The organism is Lysinibacillus sp. S1 (assembly GCF_044986265.1).
Classification (GTDB): Bacteria; Bacillota; Bacilli; order Bacillales_A; family Planococcaceae; genus Lysinibacillus; species Lysinibacillus capsici.
The window spans coordinates 4,182,910-4,196,886 of record NZ_CP173154.1 but is presented as its reverse complement, the minus strand read 5'-3'; the positions used below and the strand labels follow the sequence as shown (position 1 = coordinate 4,196,886).

General features: G+C 39.4%; 19 protein-coding genes and 1 other annotated feature. Of the genes, 1 reads left to right on the top strand and 18 read right to left on the bottom strand.

The window, feature by feature from the left end; all coding sequences use genetic code 11:
• Positions 1–16: 16 nt before the first annotated feature.
• The 3 genes from ruvA to ACHZEU_RS21055 form a co-directional block, all read right to left on the bottom strand.
• Positions 17–637, bottom strand: a complete 621-nt coding sequence (ruvA, locus tag ACHZEU_RS21065; protein WP_048395174.1) for a Holliday junction branch migration protein RuvA — start codon at positions 635–637, stop codon at positions 17–19.
• A 111-nt stretch (positions 638–748) separates the two neighbouring features.
• Entirely contained in the window at positions 749–1,528 is a 780-nt protein-coding gene (locus ACHZEU_RS21060) for a phosphotransferase (protein WP_054550030.1), read from the bottom strand.
• 88 nt (positions 1,529–1,616) lie between these two features.
• Positions 1,617–2,648: a LysM domain-containing protein gene (locus ACHZEU_RS21055; protein ID WP_279495628.1), complete on the bottom strand. Its 1,032-nt coding sequence runs from the start codon at positions 2,646–2,648 to the stop codon at positions 1,617–1,619.
• 141 nt (positions 2,649–2,789) lie between these two features.
• On the opposite strand from ACHZEU_RS21055, the gene ACHZEU_RS21050 reads away from it, so the two are divergent.
• Positions 2,790–3,323, top strand: coding sequence for a transcription repressor NadR (locus ACHZEU_RS21050; RefSeq protein WP_054550028.1), 534 nt, complete (start codon positions 2,790–2,792; stop codon positions 3,321–3,323).
• 127 nt (positions 3,324–3,450) lie between these two features.
• Here ACHZEU_RS21050 and ACHZEU_RS21045 read toward each other — a convergent pair whose 3' ends face one another.
• The 15 genes from ACHZEU_RS21045 to ACHZEU_RS20975 form a co-directional block, all read right to left on the bottom strand.
• Positions 3,451–3,843, bottom strand: coding sequence for a thiol-disulfide oxidoreductase DCC family protein (locus ACHZEU_RS21045; RefSeq protein WP_404803732.1), 393 nt, complete (start codon positions 3,841–3,843; stop codon positions 3,451–3,453).
• Between the two features lie 24 nt (positions 3,844–3,867).
• On the bottom strand, positions 3,868–4,746 hold the full coding sequence (gene pheA / locus ACHZEU_RS21040) for a prephenate dehydratase (protein WP_048395164.1): 879 nt from the start codon (positions 4,744–4,746) through the stop codon (positions 3,868–3,870).
• A gap of 165 nt (positions 4,747–4,911) precedes the next feature.
• Positions 4,912–5,367, bottom strand: a complete 456-nt coding sequence (locus ACHZEU_RS21035) for an ACT domain-containing protein (protein ID WP_004226679.1) — start codon at positions 5,365–5,367, stop codon at positions 4,912–4,914.
• Positions 5,368–5,391: 24 nt separating this feature from the next.
• On the bottom strand, positions 5,392–6,681 hold the full coding sequence (obgE, locus tag ACHZEU_RS21030; RefSeq protein ID WP_404803731.1) for a GTPase ObgE: 1,290 nt from the start codon (positions 6,679–6,681) through the stop codon (positions 5,392–5,394).
• A gap of 5 nt (positions 6,682–6,686) precedes the next feature.
• Positions 6,687–7,214, bottom strand: coding sequence for a Spo0B domain-containing protein (locus tag ACHZEU_RS21025; RefSeq protein WP_048395160.1), 528 nt, complete (start codon positions 7,212–7,214; stop codon positions 6,687–6,689).
• 177 nt (positions 7,215–7,391) lie between these two features.
• Positions 7,392–7,691, bottom strand: a complete 300-nt coding sequence (rpmA, locus tag ACHZEU_RS21020) for a 50S ribosomal protein L27 (protein WP_016991892.1) — start codon at positions 7,689–7,691, stop codon at positions 7,392–7,394.
• Positions 7,688–8,044: a ribosomal-processing cysteine protease Prp gene (locus ACHZEU_RS21015; RefSeq protein ID WP_016991891.1), complete on the bottom strand. Its 357-nt coding sequence runs from the start codon at positions 8,042–8,044 to the stop codon at positions 7,688–7,690. The genes rpmA and ACHZEU_RS21015 overlap by 4 nt, the downstream gene beginning before the upstream one ends.
• Before the next feature lie 16 nt (positions 8,045–8,060).
• Positions 8,061–8,369 carry a 50S ribosomal protein L21 gene (rplU, locus tag ACHZEU_RS21010; protein WP_004226667.1) on the bottom strand — a complete coding sequence of 103 codons (309 nt, stop codon included), beginning with the start codon at positions 8,367–8,369 and terminating at the stop codon, positions 8,061–8,063.
• A gap of 14 nt (positions 8,370–8,383) precedes the next feature.
• Positions 8,384–8,461 (bottom strand) — a sequence feature (ribosomal protein L21 leader region).
• Positions 8,462–8,506: 45 nt separating this feature from the next.
• Positions 8,507–9,118: a stage IV sporulation protein FB gene (locus tag ACHZEU_RS21005; RefSeq protein ID WP_048395158.1), complete on the bottom strand. Its 612-nt coding sequence runs from the start codon at positions 9,116–9,118 to the stop codon at positions 8,507–8,509.
• Positions 9,108–9,662 carry a peptidoglycan DD-metalloendopeptidase family protein gene (locus ACHZEU_RS21000; protein WP_016991889.1) on the bottom strand — a complete coding sequence of 185 codons (555 nt, stop codon included), beginning with the start codon at positions 9,660–9,662 and terminating at the stop codon, positions 9,108–9,110. Before ACHZEU_RS21000 ends, ACHZEU_RS21005 begins: the two co-directional genes overlap by 11 nt.
• A 93-nt stretch (positions 9,663–9,755) precedes the next feature.
• A complete protein-coding gene (gene minD, locus ACHZEU_RS20995; RefSeq protein WP_004226660.1) occupies positions 9,756–10,553 on the bottom strand; it encodes a septum site-determining protein MinD in 798 nt (265 codons plus the stop codon).
• A 1-nt stretch (position 10,554) separates the two neighbouring features.
• Positions 10,555–11,223: a septum site-determining protein MinC gene (gene minC, locus ACHZEU_RS20990; protein ID WP_004226657.1), complete on the bottom strand. Its 669-nt coding sequence runs from the start codon at positions 11,221–11,223 to the stop codon at positions 10,555–10,557.
• Between the two features lie 27 nt (positions 11,224–11,250).
• Positions 11,251–11,775, bottom strand: a complete 525-nt coding sequence (gene mreD / locus ACHZEU_RS20985) for a rod shape-determining protein MreD (RefSeq protein WP_054550026.1) — start codon at positions 11,773–11,775, stop codon at positions 11,251–11,253.
• Positions 11,775–12,689 carry a rod shape-determining protein MreC gene (mreC, locus tag ACHZEU_RS20980; RefSeq protein ID WP_048395155.1) on the bottom strand — a complete coding sequence of 305 codons (915 nt, stop codon included), beginning with the start codon at positions 12,687–12,689 and terminating at the stop codon, positions 11,775–11,777. Before mreC ends, mreD begins: the two co-directional genes overlap by 1 nt.
• Positions 12,690–12,702: 13 nt before the next feature.
• Positions 12,703–13,722: a rod shape-determining protein gene (locus tag ACHZEU_RS20975; RefSeq protein WP_048395153.1), complete on the bottom strand. Its 1,020-nt coding sequence runs from the start codon at positions 13,720–13,722 to the stop codon at positions 12,703–12,705.
• Between the last annotated feature and the right edge of the window lie 255 nt (positions 13,723–13,977).

The window sequence follows — 13,977 nt, the reverse complement described above, 5'->3', positions numbered from 1 at the left end:
ACCTTTCCTCCTTTCCTTATTTTAATTTTAGCAGTAGTTGCAATGCTTGTTTCATAAAGGCATCTGTCGTTTCAAGTTTATCGTTATCCTCTAGCTGTGGTTTAATTTTTTCTAGCTCTTTTTCAGAATAGCCAAGAGCCATTAAGGCAAGTAGGGCTTCTTCTAATTCATGTTTATAGGCATGCACACCAAACAAAGGTAATTCATCTTCTGCACTAGGTAATTCAAGTGTATCTAATAATGAACCAAGTTTGCCCTTCAAGTCGAGGATCATTTGACGTGCTGTTTTTTTACCAACTCCAGGGAACTTCACTAAAAACGCTTCGTCCTCCCGCTCAATTGCGCTAATAACCTGTTGTGGATTACCTGTAGCTAAAATCGCTAAAGCGCCCTTTGGTCCTATTCCTGACACTAAAATAAGCTTACGGAATAACTCACGCTGATCTAGGTTAGGGAAGCCATATAAAACTTGCGCATCCTCTCGCACATGCAAATGAACATATATCTGTTGCTCAAGGGCAGATGTTCGAAAAGCAAATGGATTGGGCGTATTAAGTTGCCACCCAATCCCCTGTTGTTCCAGCACAATAAATTCAGGTGTAATACGAGTAATTTGTCCTTTTAAATAATCATACATCTATAATCCCTCACAATCATCGTCTTCGATTATAGCATATAGCGAACGAATGCTCGACAAAAAGTAGCGTCTAAACTCCGTTCGCAGACAAAAATGACCGCCAATTGACGGTCATTTCTTGACAAATCTATCAATATCGTACCACAGTTTTGGCCAATAGGTGAGGGCTCGTTTTGTAAATGGTACTAAATAATCTAAAAATACTAGCTGTTGCTCTAGTGGTAAATCTATAGCAAACAGCCATTCTCGTAATAACTCATTTGGGTATTTCAAGCGATGAAGCTTTCTTTTATCCAGTCGTTTCAGCTCAGGTAACTCTGCAAAAATCTTTCCAAGATCATAATCTACAGCAGGTAACACACGATGTAACCATAAAATATACTCGTCATCCGCTTCACCAAGGTGCGCTAAATCAAAATCAATTAAACGTAATTGTCCATCGGAGCACCATAAAAAATTATGATGAACTACATCCCCATGCAATAGCGTAATCTCTTTTTCAGGTGCATCTTCCAATGCAATCAATTGTAATGACTTATCACTATAATGCAATATTTGATCAATTTCTTCTTTCGTTAAAAATGTTCGAAACTCATTTCTTCTACTTTTAAAACGCATATGACGCATTTGCCATTTTAAAAGCTGTGAGTAGGTATGCAAGCCTGGCACGCGCTGCCACGCAATCTTTTTATGTGTGTCATGTAAAGCGATTAATAGTCTAAGAGATTCATTACGATCTTTTTTATGCGCAAAGTTAGCCCCGTGGCTTCCTTCTTGCCACATTTGCACAATTAACTGCTCATCATCGCTCTGAACTAATGGTAGGATCAAAGAAGGTTCCATACGTCCTAATTGGCGATGAATGGTTCTTACCTTCTCCGCAATTTCCACTTGCTTTGCACGTTTGACAAAATAATTTTTCGATCGATATTTATATTTCCAAATATTTGGCTTTACTTCTTCTACAATATACGCTTTTTCACCATCGATAAGGCGTCATCCCGCCTGGGAAATAATGCGGAGACATCCAAGGACCTGCTGCTGATGGGCATGGTGGTGGACAATGTGTCGGACATGGTGGTGGCGGGCAATGACAAGGGTCCATTTGCCAATTTGGCATCATCATTGGTTGTGTGCCACAGCCACAAGATTGACCCATGTTCATATCAGGCATCATCATTGGTTGTGTGCCACAACCACAGGATTGCCCCATATTCATATCGGGCATCATATCCATTTGTGGCTTTTGGTGATCTTGCGTATGGAAGAATGGTGATGTGGACTCTAAAAAGTCTTCCATTCCACCTACTTTATGATCTGGCATGTCATAGGACATTGGCTGCTGTGGCATCGTATAATGCTCGACCTGCGGCTGCATTGGCATCGGCCACCACATCTGATGATAGATTGGCTGATGGCAACTTGAACAATGTGGTACGGCAGGCATTTGTGGCATGATATGCATTGGTGGATGTGGTGCTGGTTGTGGCATTGGCATTGGCTTTGGTTTAGCTACAGGCGGTGGTGGCGGTGGTGGTGGCTGTATTTGTACAGGTGGTGTTGTAACATTTTGCTCCATTTGTGGCATCACCAATTGCTGGTGCCAATTCATTTCCACAGGCTGCGGTACCCACATCGGCTGTTGTGGCATCTGCATTGGCATTGGCATCGGTATTGGTATCGGTATCATTTGTGGTTCTGGCATTGGCATAGGAGCTGGTGGTGGCGGTACAATTGGCGGTGGTGGTGGCATTGGTCGCTGTACCTCTTTTTTAGGACTTTCTTTTGGTGTCTCCTTATGCACTTGTGTTTCCTTTTTCGGCATTTCTTTATGTGAATCTCTATGCGGCTCTTTGTTTATTTTTTCAGGCAATATAATTTCCATGCCTGGAACAATATAATCTGGGTTGGCAAGATGGACATTGAGCCGCTTCAAATCTTCAAACGAAATGCCGTACTCTTTCGCAATCTTCCACAAGGTATCTCCCTTTTGAACAATATGAATACGCAATTTTTTCCTCCCTTCCTCTCTACGTATCATATGTTCAATGTTTCATTTGGATACAAAAATTTCAGCAAGTTAGAAAAGCTTCATGGTACACTAATTCATAAGGAACGCTGATTCCTTTATTACGAGCAGGGGTGATCTCTTATGAAAAAAATGTTAGGCGAAGAACGCCGACTGCAACTATTAGCGCAATTAAAAAAAAATAAAGCACCTATAACTGGGACAGACTTAGCAAAGTTCGCCAATGTTTCTAGACAAGTAATCGTCAATGATATGACTTTATTAAAGGCAAGAAATGAGCCCATTATTGCCACAAGCCAAGGTTATCTTTATATGCATCAAGAACAAATACAGCAAACCGTTGAACGAACATTCCCTTGCTTGCATACATCAGAGCAGACGGAAGATGAATTAATGACGATTGTAGACTGTGGCGGAACCGTCAAAAATGTCATTGTCGAACATCCAATATATGGTGAACTGACAGCCTCTATCATGGTATCCAACCGCCATGAGGTGAAACAATTTATCGAACGTGTGAATGCCACACAGGCCAACTATTTATCTGCTCTCACTGGCGGCATCCATCTACATGTCATCACAGCACCCTCTGTTGAAGTTTTAACATTAATTGAGCGAGCTTTACAAAAAAAGGGCTACTTAGTGTCAGATCAATGAATAGTAAAAGCACCGTCTGAAAAATTGATTTCAAACGGTGCTTTCTGTTTTTTAATGCTGGTATTGTCTCGTTAAGCGCGGGCTTCCGTCCGCAGCTATTGTTCCCTTAAAGGCGAGTATTTCCCTATCAGGAAAGAAATCTTTGACGTTGAGCAGGCGTAGGCAATAAGCATTCACTTTTTTTTCCAAACAAACGATAGCGTTGCTTTGCAAATAATCGATATAATGCATTGCGAATAAATGGTGGTACAAGAATGAAGGCGTAGAAACAAGGCCACAATCCATCAAATTTACGGCAAATGTTTAACGCAGCGGTAGATTCAACAGACACTTTCCCTTGTTCAATAAGAATTACACTATCTATATTCTTTGGTATATGATATTGAATGAGAAGCGATTGACCAGCCTCGCTTTGCAGCGATGCAAATTGAAAATAGCCAGCTTGATCATGTTTGATGATAAATTGAACAGTGCTATCACAAAAATTACAGACACCATCGAATAAAATAATCCCACCCATCTTCTTTCCTCCTCCTTCACATTACTATGCTTCGTCTGATGTTACATAAGTAAAATAGGTACCCAGTGACTTTACTTTGCAGCCTAGCGCAGCTAATTCTTCCATTGCCCCACGCATCATCGGTTCCTTTTCATCTGCTAATACATCAATCATAAAGAAATAATCACCTAATCCAGTTTTTAATGGACGTGATTCGATTTTACTTAAATTTAGCTGACGCCATGCAAAAACAGAAAGCACCTGATGTAATGCACCTGAACGATCTGTTGGTAAGGTAATCATAAATGTTGTTTTCGCTTGCCCATCTGATAGCTCTTGTGGCAATCGTTTATTTTGCTTAGACAGTACAAAGAATCGTGTATGATTAAAATGAAAATCATGGATATTCTGCTCCACTATTTCAAGACCATATTTTTCCGCTGCTGCTGCATTTCCGACTGCCGCTATACACTCTTGTGGATTCTCTGATACATATTTCGCTGCTGCTGCAGTTGAAGTTGTTTGGTGTAATGGTACATGACTAAAACGATAAAATAAATATTTATGACATTGAGCTAGTGCATGCGGATGAGAATAAACACCTTCGATTGACTGCCAATCATCCTTCTGCGCTTTATTGACCATTAAATGCTGCTGAATTTTCAGCAATAACTCTCCAGTTACATAAAGTGTTGCCTCATGGAATAAGTAATCTAATGTTAATGATACAGAGCCCTCTAGAGCATTTTCTAGCGGCACGACAGCTAAATCTACCTTTCCCTCTGCAACAGCCTCTATACATTCTGGAATCGTGGCACACGGTACGAGCCACTCATTTGGAAAAGTAGCCTTTGTTGCTAAGTATGTAAATGATGCTTCTGGTCCTAGATAGGCGATTCGATTTTCCCATTGTTGCTTTGTCATTGCAAATACCTCCTTTATGGCACAATAAGGAGCAGTCCCACGTGATGAATAACGCTTGGGACAGCTCCTTATTTGAGCTTTGTTATCGTATCTTTACCCATTGGGGTTATTCAAGACGATGTTTGTCATTTTGTCAAAAATTAAAGGATTGAACACTCTCTGTGCTTATAATGCTCCAGAACTAATTACTTCCGCTGATTCCACAAAATCTAAGCGTTTTAATTGCTGGATAAGATCATCAAGATCACAAGTCATGCTTGTTACATCTAATGACAATGTAACATTAGCACGTCCCTGAATAGGGATTGTTTGATGAATCGTTAAGACATTACAATGTGTAATTGTCACAGTTTCTAAAAGCTTGGCAAGTGTTCCTTTTCTATCTTGAAGCTGTAAAAAGACTGTTAAAATGCGTTCCTGCACAATTGAATGAAAAGGAAAAACCGCATCACGATATTTGTAAAACGCACTTCGCGATAAATCCACCTGCTTTACCGCATCCCAAATGGAAGATACTGAACCACTTGATAGTAAGTGTTTCGCCTCCAAAGTTTTTTGCATTGCATCCGTTAAAACATCCTCACGAACTAAATAATATCGCTGATTCGCAACATTCTTCATACGCTTCCCCCTAAAACTCATGTCTTAATCGACAAATTCAAATTCAAACTCTTGTAGGCGTACTGTATCGCCATCTTGTGCTCCACGCTCACGCAGAGCCTCGTCCACACCCATTGCACGCAATTGACGAGCAAAACGACGTATACCATCCTCACGGCTAAAGTCTGTCATTTTAAATAAACGCTCAATTGCATAACCACTAATAATAAATGTACCATCATCATCACGTGTGATTTCGAAATCTTCACCTTTTGCCTCATGCTTGTACATTACGGTTGCGTCTGATTGCTCCTCTAGATCATCATATAGTGAGAATTCAGGCGTTACTTCTAATAGATCGGCAATGGCAAAAAGTAGCTCTTTTAAACCTTGACGTGAAACAGCAGAAATTGGGAAAATTTGAACGTCTTCTCCAACCTTTTGACGGAATGCTGTTAAATTCTCTTCTGCATCTGGCATATCCATTTTATTGGCTACGATAATTTGTGGACGCTCTGTTAAACGAAGATTATATTGTTTTAGCTCTTCATTAATTGTTAAATAATCTTCATATGGATCGCGGCCTTCCATCCCTGACATATCAATGACATGAACGATAACGCGTGTACGTTCGATATGTCGTAAAAATTGATGACCTAATCCAACTCCTTGATGTGCTCCTTCAATAAGCCCTGGTAAATCAGCCATCGCAAAGCTTCGATGGTCATCCGTTTCAATCATGCCTAAGTTCGGTACAATTGTTGTGAAATGATAAGCACCAATTTTTGGCTTAGCCGCGGAAACAACAGATAAAAGTGTTGATTTACCAACACTTGGGAAACCAACTAACCCTACATCTGCTAAAACTTTTAACTCTAATATAACATTTAATTCTTGTCCTGGCTCACCTTTTTCAGAAAGTTCTGGCGCCGGGTTGGCAGGTGTAGCAAAGCGAGAATTACCTCGTCCACCTCTGCCTGCTTTCGCAATAACTGCTCTTTGCCCATGCTCGACTAAGTCAGCAATAACGGCATTTGTTTCTTCATTCATAACCACTGTGCCTGGTGGTACTTTAACAATTAAATCCTCCGCATTTTTACCATGCATGCCTTTACTCATCCCATGCTCGCCGCGAGGTGCTTTAAAATGGCGTTTATAGCGGAAATCCATTAATGTTCGTAAGCCCTCTTCTACTTCAAATACAACGTTACCACCGTGTCCACCATCTCCACCAGCTGGACCACCATTTGGTACATATTTTTCACGGCGAAAGGCTACCATACCATCTCCGCCATCGCCACCTTTAACATAAATCTTTACGTGATCGACAAACATTTAGTTCACTCCCTATTTGCACTCAAGACATATTGCCAGCGTGTAGTTGTCTGCTCAATTGTTTGAATGTCGAATTGTTTCAAACCTTTTTCGGTGAATGCATCAGCACTCCATAACCCATTTAGCGTGAATGTCACGGCAAATGTATGATCGTCAACACGTACATCAAGCGTTAGGATCTGCTCTGTAAATGGATCTAATGTATCATAAACATGCATAACTGTTTTGTTTAAATAATCTACAACTTCCTGATCAATATCATTGGTCACAGGCTTTTTTATCTCACCGCTTAGCTTCCAAGCTAATGATGGGTAACGCCATCCTGCTGTTTGAAGCCATTCAATTGTTTGTGGTAATTGTAGTCGATTGAGGATAGAAAATACTCGTAATTGTTCTGAATAATGTTGAATAAGTTTTTTCGATTCCTCGATTCTACCTAAATCTAAATTCATGCGAATCAGTTGCAGTTGATTCACATAATCATGATTTGCAAAACGTAATACTTCACTAATGGTTAGTGATTGATTGTTCATCCCATTCACTCCAATAAAGTTATCCTTACTAGTATAACAAGTTTTGCTGTATTTTTCCCTTAATTCTTTAATCAATTATACCTTGGTGTCATTGCGTCCAATCGGCTTTTTTGAAATTTAGCCAAAAAAAGGACTGCAATAAATGCAGTCCTCCGCTTTATGTTATCTTATAAAAGATTAAGCTTCTTGTGTTGTTGGATAAACAGATACTTGTTTGCGATCGCGACCTAAACGTTCAAATTTAACAACGCCGTCAACTTTAGCAAATAGTGTATCGTCACCACCACGACCTACGTTTGTACCTGGGTAAATTTTTGTACCGCGTTGACGGTAAAGAATTGAACCACCTGTTACGAATTGGCCATCAGCACGTTTTGCACCAAGTCGTTTAGACTCAGAGTCACGTCCGTTTTTAGTAGAACCTACCCCTTTTTTCGATGCAAAAAGTTGAAGGTCTAATGCTAATAATAATTTCATCGAGTTCCACCTCCTACTTGGTTGTAGTTGATTTGGATGTATTGTCCGTAATTTTGCACCATAGAATACACTTGGGCAGTCATTACTTGAACAATTAACTGTAGTTTTGCATCTACTTCAGGCTCTATGTCTGATGGTAAATCTACCTTGAGATAGCCTCCACCTTCAGCAGCTTGTTCGATTTCTGGCTGAATTTGTAATAATGCATAAATAGCATTCACTGTACCGATGGCTATAGTTGATGCTCCTGCACATACTAAATCCTTACCAGATTCATCATAACCAGCATGTCCTGAAAATTCGAATGCTGACACATGTCTATTTTCATCGTGATGAATCGTAACTTGTATCATTCGCTATACCTCACAATTAAGCGTTGATTGCTTCAACAACTAATTTTGTGTAAGGTTGACGGTGACCTTGTTTACGACGGTAGTTCTTTTTAGCTTTCAATTTGAAAACAACGATTTTTTTCGCACGGCCTTCTTTAACAACTTTAGCTGTTACAGTAGCACCTTCTACGAATGGAGCGCCAACTTTAACGTTTTCGCCACCTACGAATAAAACTTTATCAAAAGTTACAACCTCATCAGCTTCTACGCCTAATTTTTCAACATAGATTTCTTGACCAGCTTCTACTTTGACTTGTTTACCACCAGTTTCAATAATTGCGTACATTTTACTGCACCTCCTCTTAGACTCAGACTCGCCTGTTTCATAAGGTGATCTTACTAGACACTTAAACCTTTACAGAGCGGTTGTAGTAGCACGGGTGCTACAAACAATAACATTAAAATATTACCACACGAATTTTTTCAAGTCAATCTATTCATAACATATTTTTCAAAAGCAACTCGATATTTTCGATAACGCCATTCTTTCAACACTTGCAACCAAATGAATAAATTTATGATGGCTAAAAAAATAGATTGTGGCAAGAACTTGAAAGTGACAAGTAATAGTATAGTAGCTACGATGAATGATAACCAATAATATAGCTCTATCACGTGAGCTCTTGGATATTTTAAAAATAGGCAGGCTAACAATATCCTTCCACCATCTAACGGTATGATGGGTACAATATTTACAGCCAATAACACGAGTTGTACATTTATAAGCTTAGTAGCGAGTAAATCAGGCATAAAAAAAGCGAGGCCAATCCCAATAATCGTAGCGATTGGCCCTCCTAATGCAATCCATAGGAGTGACGAAGCTTGCACAACCGCTGGATTTTCAAATTGAATTTCTCCCCCGTATGGTGTAATTACGCAGGATTTCACCTTCACTCCACACATTACTGCCGCAACTAAGTGACCAGCCTCATGCCACAGTAAGGAAAACAGAATGATCGCGTAATAGGCTAACTGGCCACTAAAAATCATGACAAATACGAGAGGGATACACAGAAGATGTAATTTAATCCTCATTGGTCTCCGTCGTTTCAAGCCATTGTACAATTTGCTCTAAATCATAATGGGCATCTCCCTTTTCGATGGACACATAAAGTTGACCCGCTTCTTTCATGCCAATTAAATCATTTGCTTGAATAGATGTGTATGGTAGTTGAGCTAAACTATCTAACATACCATAGGAAACGGTTGTACCATCTTCATAGCTGATGGTCATGGTCTTACCTGTGTACTTTGTATGGCCAGTAAAAACGACTAATCCATTTTGACCAGCATAGATAGGTAAGCCAACATCATACTGCAATAGATAGCCTTCTTTAAATACTTGGGCATTCGCAAATGTTAAAAGATCTGCTTGCCCTACATCACTAGAAACCATGATGGTCTCTTTTTCTTTTTCGAACCAGCTTTGCCCGAGCTCACTTAAATACGTTAAATCAGCAGAGGTTGTAACAAGCTTCCGAACAGGTGTATCCACTACACCCTGGTCCTCTAAACGAATTACAAGCATGATCGCCGCCACAAGAAGTATCGTGACAAACCATTTCCATTTTTTAAACAAGCCCTCATCCTTTTTTCCTCACTATATGTGATTGCATGTCCAAACATGCACAAGAAAAAACCTTCTCGTACAATTGCACGAAAAGGTTTTAATTTATTTTGAGAAAAGGGCTTTAAGTTTTGAAAACATCCCTCTTTGCTCATCTTGTATAGCCATTAATGGCACTGATTCACCAAGAATACGACGGGCAATATTTCGATAGCCTAATGACGCTTTATTTGAGGGGTCCATTACAATTGGTTCACCTTTATTAGAAGATGAAATGACACCTTCACTGTCTATAATAATGCCTAATAAATCAATAGATAAATGAGTTGTAATTTCATTGACATCCAGTGTGTCACCACTCTTCATCATATGTTGTCGAATACGATTAATGATGAGTTTAGGTGCTGTTATCTCTTCCTGCTCCAGTAAACCAATAATACGATCTGCATCACGAACAGCAGAAATTTCAGGTGTTGTGACAACAATCGCATGATCTGCACCAGCAACAGCGTTACGGTAGCCTTGCTCAATTCCCGCTGGGCAATCGATTAATACATAATCATAGTCTCTTTTCAATTCCTCTACTAAGCTCTTCATTTGCTCAGGGGTAACAGCATTTTTATCTGTTGTTTGAGCAGCAGGTAATAAAAATAGTTTCTCATCTACGCGTTTATCCTTAATCAATGCTTGATGAATTTTACAGCGTCCTTCCACCACATCGACTAGGTCATAAATAATACGATTTTCAAGGCCTAAAATCACATCTAAATTACGTAGGCCAATATCTGTATCCACTAAACATACTTTTTTACCTTGTAGAGCCAATGCAGTCCCAAGGTTAGCCGTTGTCGTTGTTTTACCGACACCGCCTTTACCTGAAGTTATGACGATCGCTTCTCCCACACTAGCTTCCTCCCTTAGACACATTTAACAATGGTCGAATATTTTTTAAGGCATGAATTTGATCGTACGTAATGCGTCCATCGTAGCCAATAAATGCACAAGTCATTTCTACTTGATTAATCGCTTTTACATGTTCATCTGACATTACCTGAACTTGATCGGCAATCATGATATGCGTGGCTTCAAATCGAGATGCTGCAATGATTGCTTCTTTATTGCCTTGCATACCAGCATGTGCAATCCCTTTAAGTCTACCTAGGACATATACATTACCTCCAGCCTCAACACGACCGTTTGGATTGACATTTCCTATGATGGTAATATCCCCGGATGAACGCAGAATTTGTCCTGATCTGACCACTCCTATATATGTATCTTGTTGGCTTTCAAACATCTTCTGGTTGCTTTCGTGGACAGTCAGTACTTCACTTTGCACCTTCGATACAATAAGCTGTTCTGTTTCTTCTATAATTTTTATAAGTTCATTTAATTGTTCTTCAGTACAGTATCGATAGCCTAAGTATAATTGTACATCAACTTTACCATCGATACCGCCCTCTAAAACCTTATTCTTTAATTCTTCCACTAGTTCACCATACGCACATTGGTCGTCTAGGCGTAGTACAAAACCGTCCTTCGTTCCCTTCATATTAACTAACTGTTTTTTCATGAATGCCTCACCTCACGTTGTTCTTTGTTAAGAAACCTCACGTGCTCTCTGTAAGACACGCGCATTAATTAGATACTTGAAGGCCCACCCAAGAATCATTAAAAATAAAGCATTCGCAATGATTGTTGGTAGTAGTCGTGAACGTAAGAAATCCGCTAAAGGAATTGCTGTAAAATCGATTAGGAAAAAGAATTGATAGAGAATAAATTCTAAAATCGCTACTAGTATAACTGAAATTGTAGTTGTTACAACTAAGTGCTGATGTATAACTTTCACGATAGACCCTGCCAAAAAACATATAAGTGGATAAAGTACTGAATATAATCCAATAATATCAATGTAAAACACATCATACAAGACACCAAAAAAAAGTCCATACATTACCGCACGTTGACGGCTGTAATAGATGGATATAAAAATAAGGTATAAGATTAAAAAACGCGGTACCAGAAAATAGACTTCCCCTTTAATTTCAATCGGGGAAAGCATAGCAAATTCTGGTTCTAACAGGAATAGTAAAACCGCTACAGAGGGGATGAGAAATCGAACCATCACTCCGCCTCCTCTTCACTTGCCTCTTGCGGATTCGATAAATCCTCATTCGTTGCATTGCCATCTGATCCATCAATACTTGTGGATGTTCGCTTGGCAATCACAACATGCTCTAAAATTGAAAAATCAGCAGATGGTTTGACATACGCCATTTTCGTTAAACCAAAGTCATCTGTACTAACTTCCGTAATTTCTCCTATCGGCACTCCCTTAGGGAAAATACCACCAAGACCTGAAGAAACTACTTGCTCGCCTTCTTTCACCTTCATGCTAGAATCGATTCGCTTCATAATGAGTTCATTACGTTCTTCATCAAAGCCCTCGATTAAACCGTATGCTTCTTTTTCTCCTAGCACCATCGCGGAAACACGATAGTTTGGATTATTTGTATTTAAAAGCTCTACCTCAGATGTGAAAGGTGTAACTAGGGTAATTTTCCCCACTAACCCTTTCGCGGTCATAACTGCCATATTTTTTTTGACTCCATGAGAAGACCCTTTATCTAAAATAATTTTCTCTTCCCACTGGTCAGGATTTCTAGCAATCACTGTTGCTTGAATTGGATTAAATGCCTTTAAGCTCTCAGTTTTATCCAAAAGCTCTCGAAGCTTGTTATTCTCTGATTTTAAATCCGTAGCCTCAGCTTGTACAACTGCAAAATCTTCTAAGCGTGCTTTTAAACGTTTATTTTCTTCGTACGTGTTTAAGAGGGAGTCAATACTATTAAAAACACCATTAATATAATTCGCCGGCTTCGCAACAAGCGATTGTGCGAAACCGACAGTATCTTTAATAATTTGCTCTGGTAAAGTTGCATTCGTCCGATCACGTAATGAGAAGCTAATCAATGCCACAAGAAAAACCATGCCTATGAGCAGCAAAATTACTTTCTTATTGAAAAAAAAGTGTGGCATTGCCTAAACCTCCTTACCCTTTAACTTGTTGTTGACGAATTAAGTCGATATGATCTAATGCCTTACCTGTACCAATCGCTACACAGTCTAAAGGATCTTCTGCAATGAATACTGGCATATTTGTCTCTTGACTGATTACTTTGTCTAAGTTTGTTAGCAGTGCCCCACCACCAGTTAATACAATACCGCGCTCCATTACATCAGCAGATAATTCTGGAGGTGTTTGTTCTAATGTTTTACGAACACCGTCAATAATAGAGGAAACCGCTTCACGTAATGATTCAGAAATTTCCTGTGAAGAAATTTCAATTGTTTTCGGTAAACCTGTTAACAGGTCACGTCCTCTAATATCCATTCGTGCTTCTGGTCCTTCTGCCAATGCCGTACCAATTTCCATTTTTACGGCTTCCGCTGTACGTTCACCAATTGTTAAATTATACGTTTTACGGATATACGAAATGATGGATTGATCCATTGCATCACCACCAACACGTACAGATTCACTCGTTACAATACCACCTAAAGAAATAACGGCAACTTCTGTTGTACCTCCACCGATATCAACAACCATTGACCCTGTAGGATCCCATACAGGAAGATTTGAACCGATTGCTGCTGCAAATGGCTCTTCGATTGTGAACGCCTCTTTTGCACCTGCTTGTCGTGCAGCATCAATAACAGCACGCTGCTCCACTGAAGTAATACCATAAGGTACACAAATCATAACATTTGGTTTTTTCCAGTTGCCTCCAGAGTTTTTACATGCTTCTTTTAAATAATACTCAATCATTGCTGTTGTAATATCGAAGTCAGCAATAACGCCATCTTTCATTGGACGAATCGCTACGATTGAGCCAGGTGTTCGACCAATCATATTTTTCGCATCATTACCAACGGCAACAATATCCCCTGTTTTTGTATTTTTTGCTACAACTGAAGGTTCACGTAATACGATTCCCTTTCCTTTAATAAACACTAATGTATTCGCTGTGCCGAGGTCAATCCCGACATCTTTGCTTCCTAGTCCAAACAAATTGTGTACTCCCTTTCTATATAAGCCATACTTTCGTTGACATCCAATATATTTGACGACAATGTATAGGAAATTGAATTGTGTAAATACACAATTGACTCCTTTCAACGTCCATAACACCTGTCAAATTTTTTTATCTCCATCAGTTGGTAGTTTACACCTATGAAAAAACTACACACTCATTCACCTCACCACCAATTTTGATGGGAGTCCTCCCTGAATAAAGATAAAATTCATACCGTTCATTATAACGGA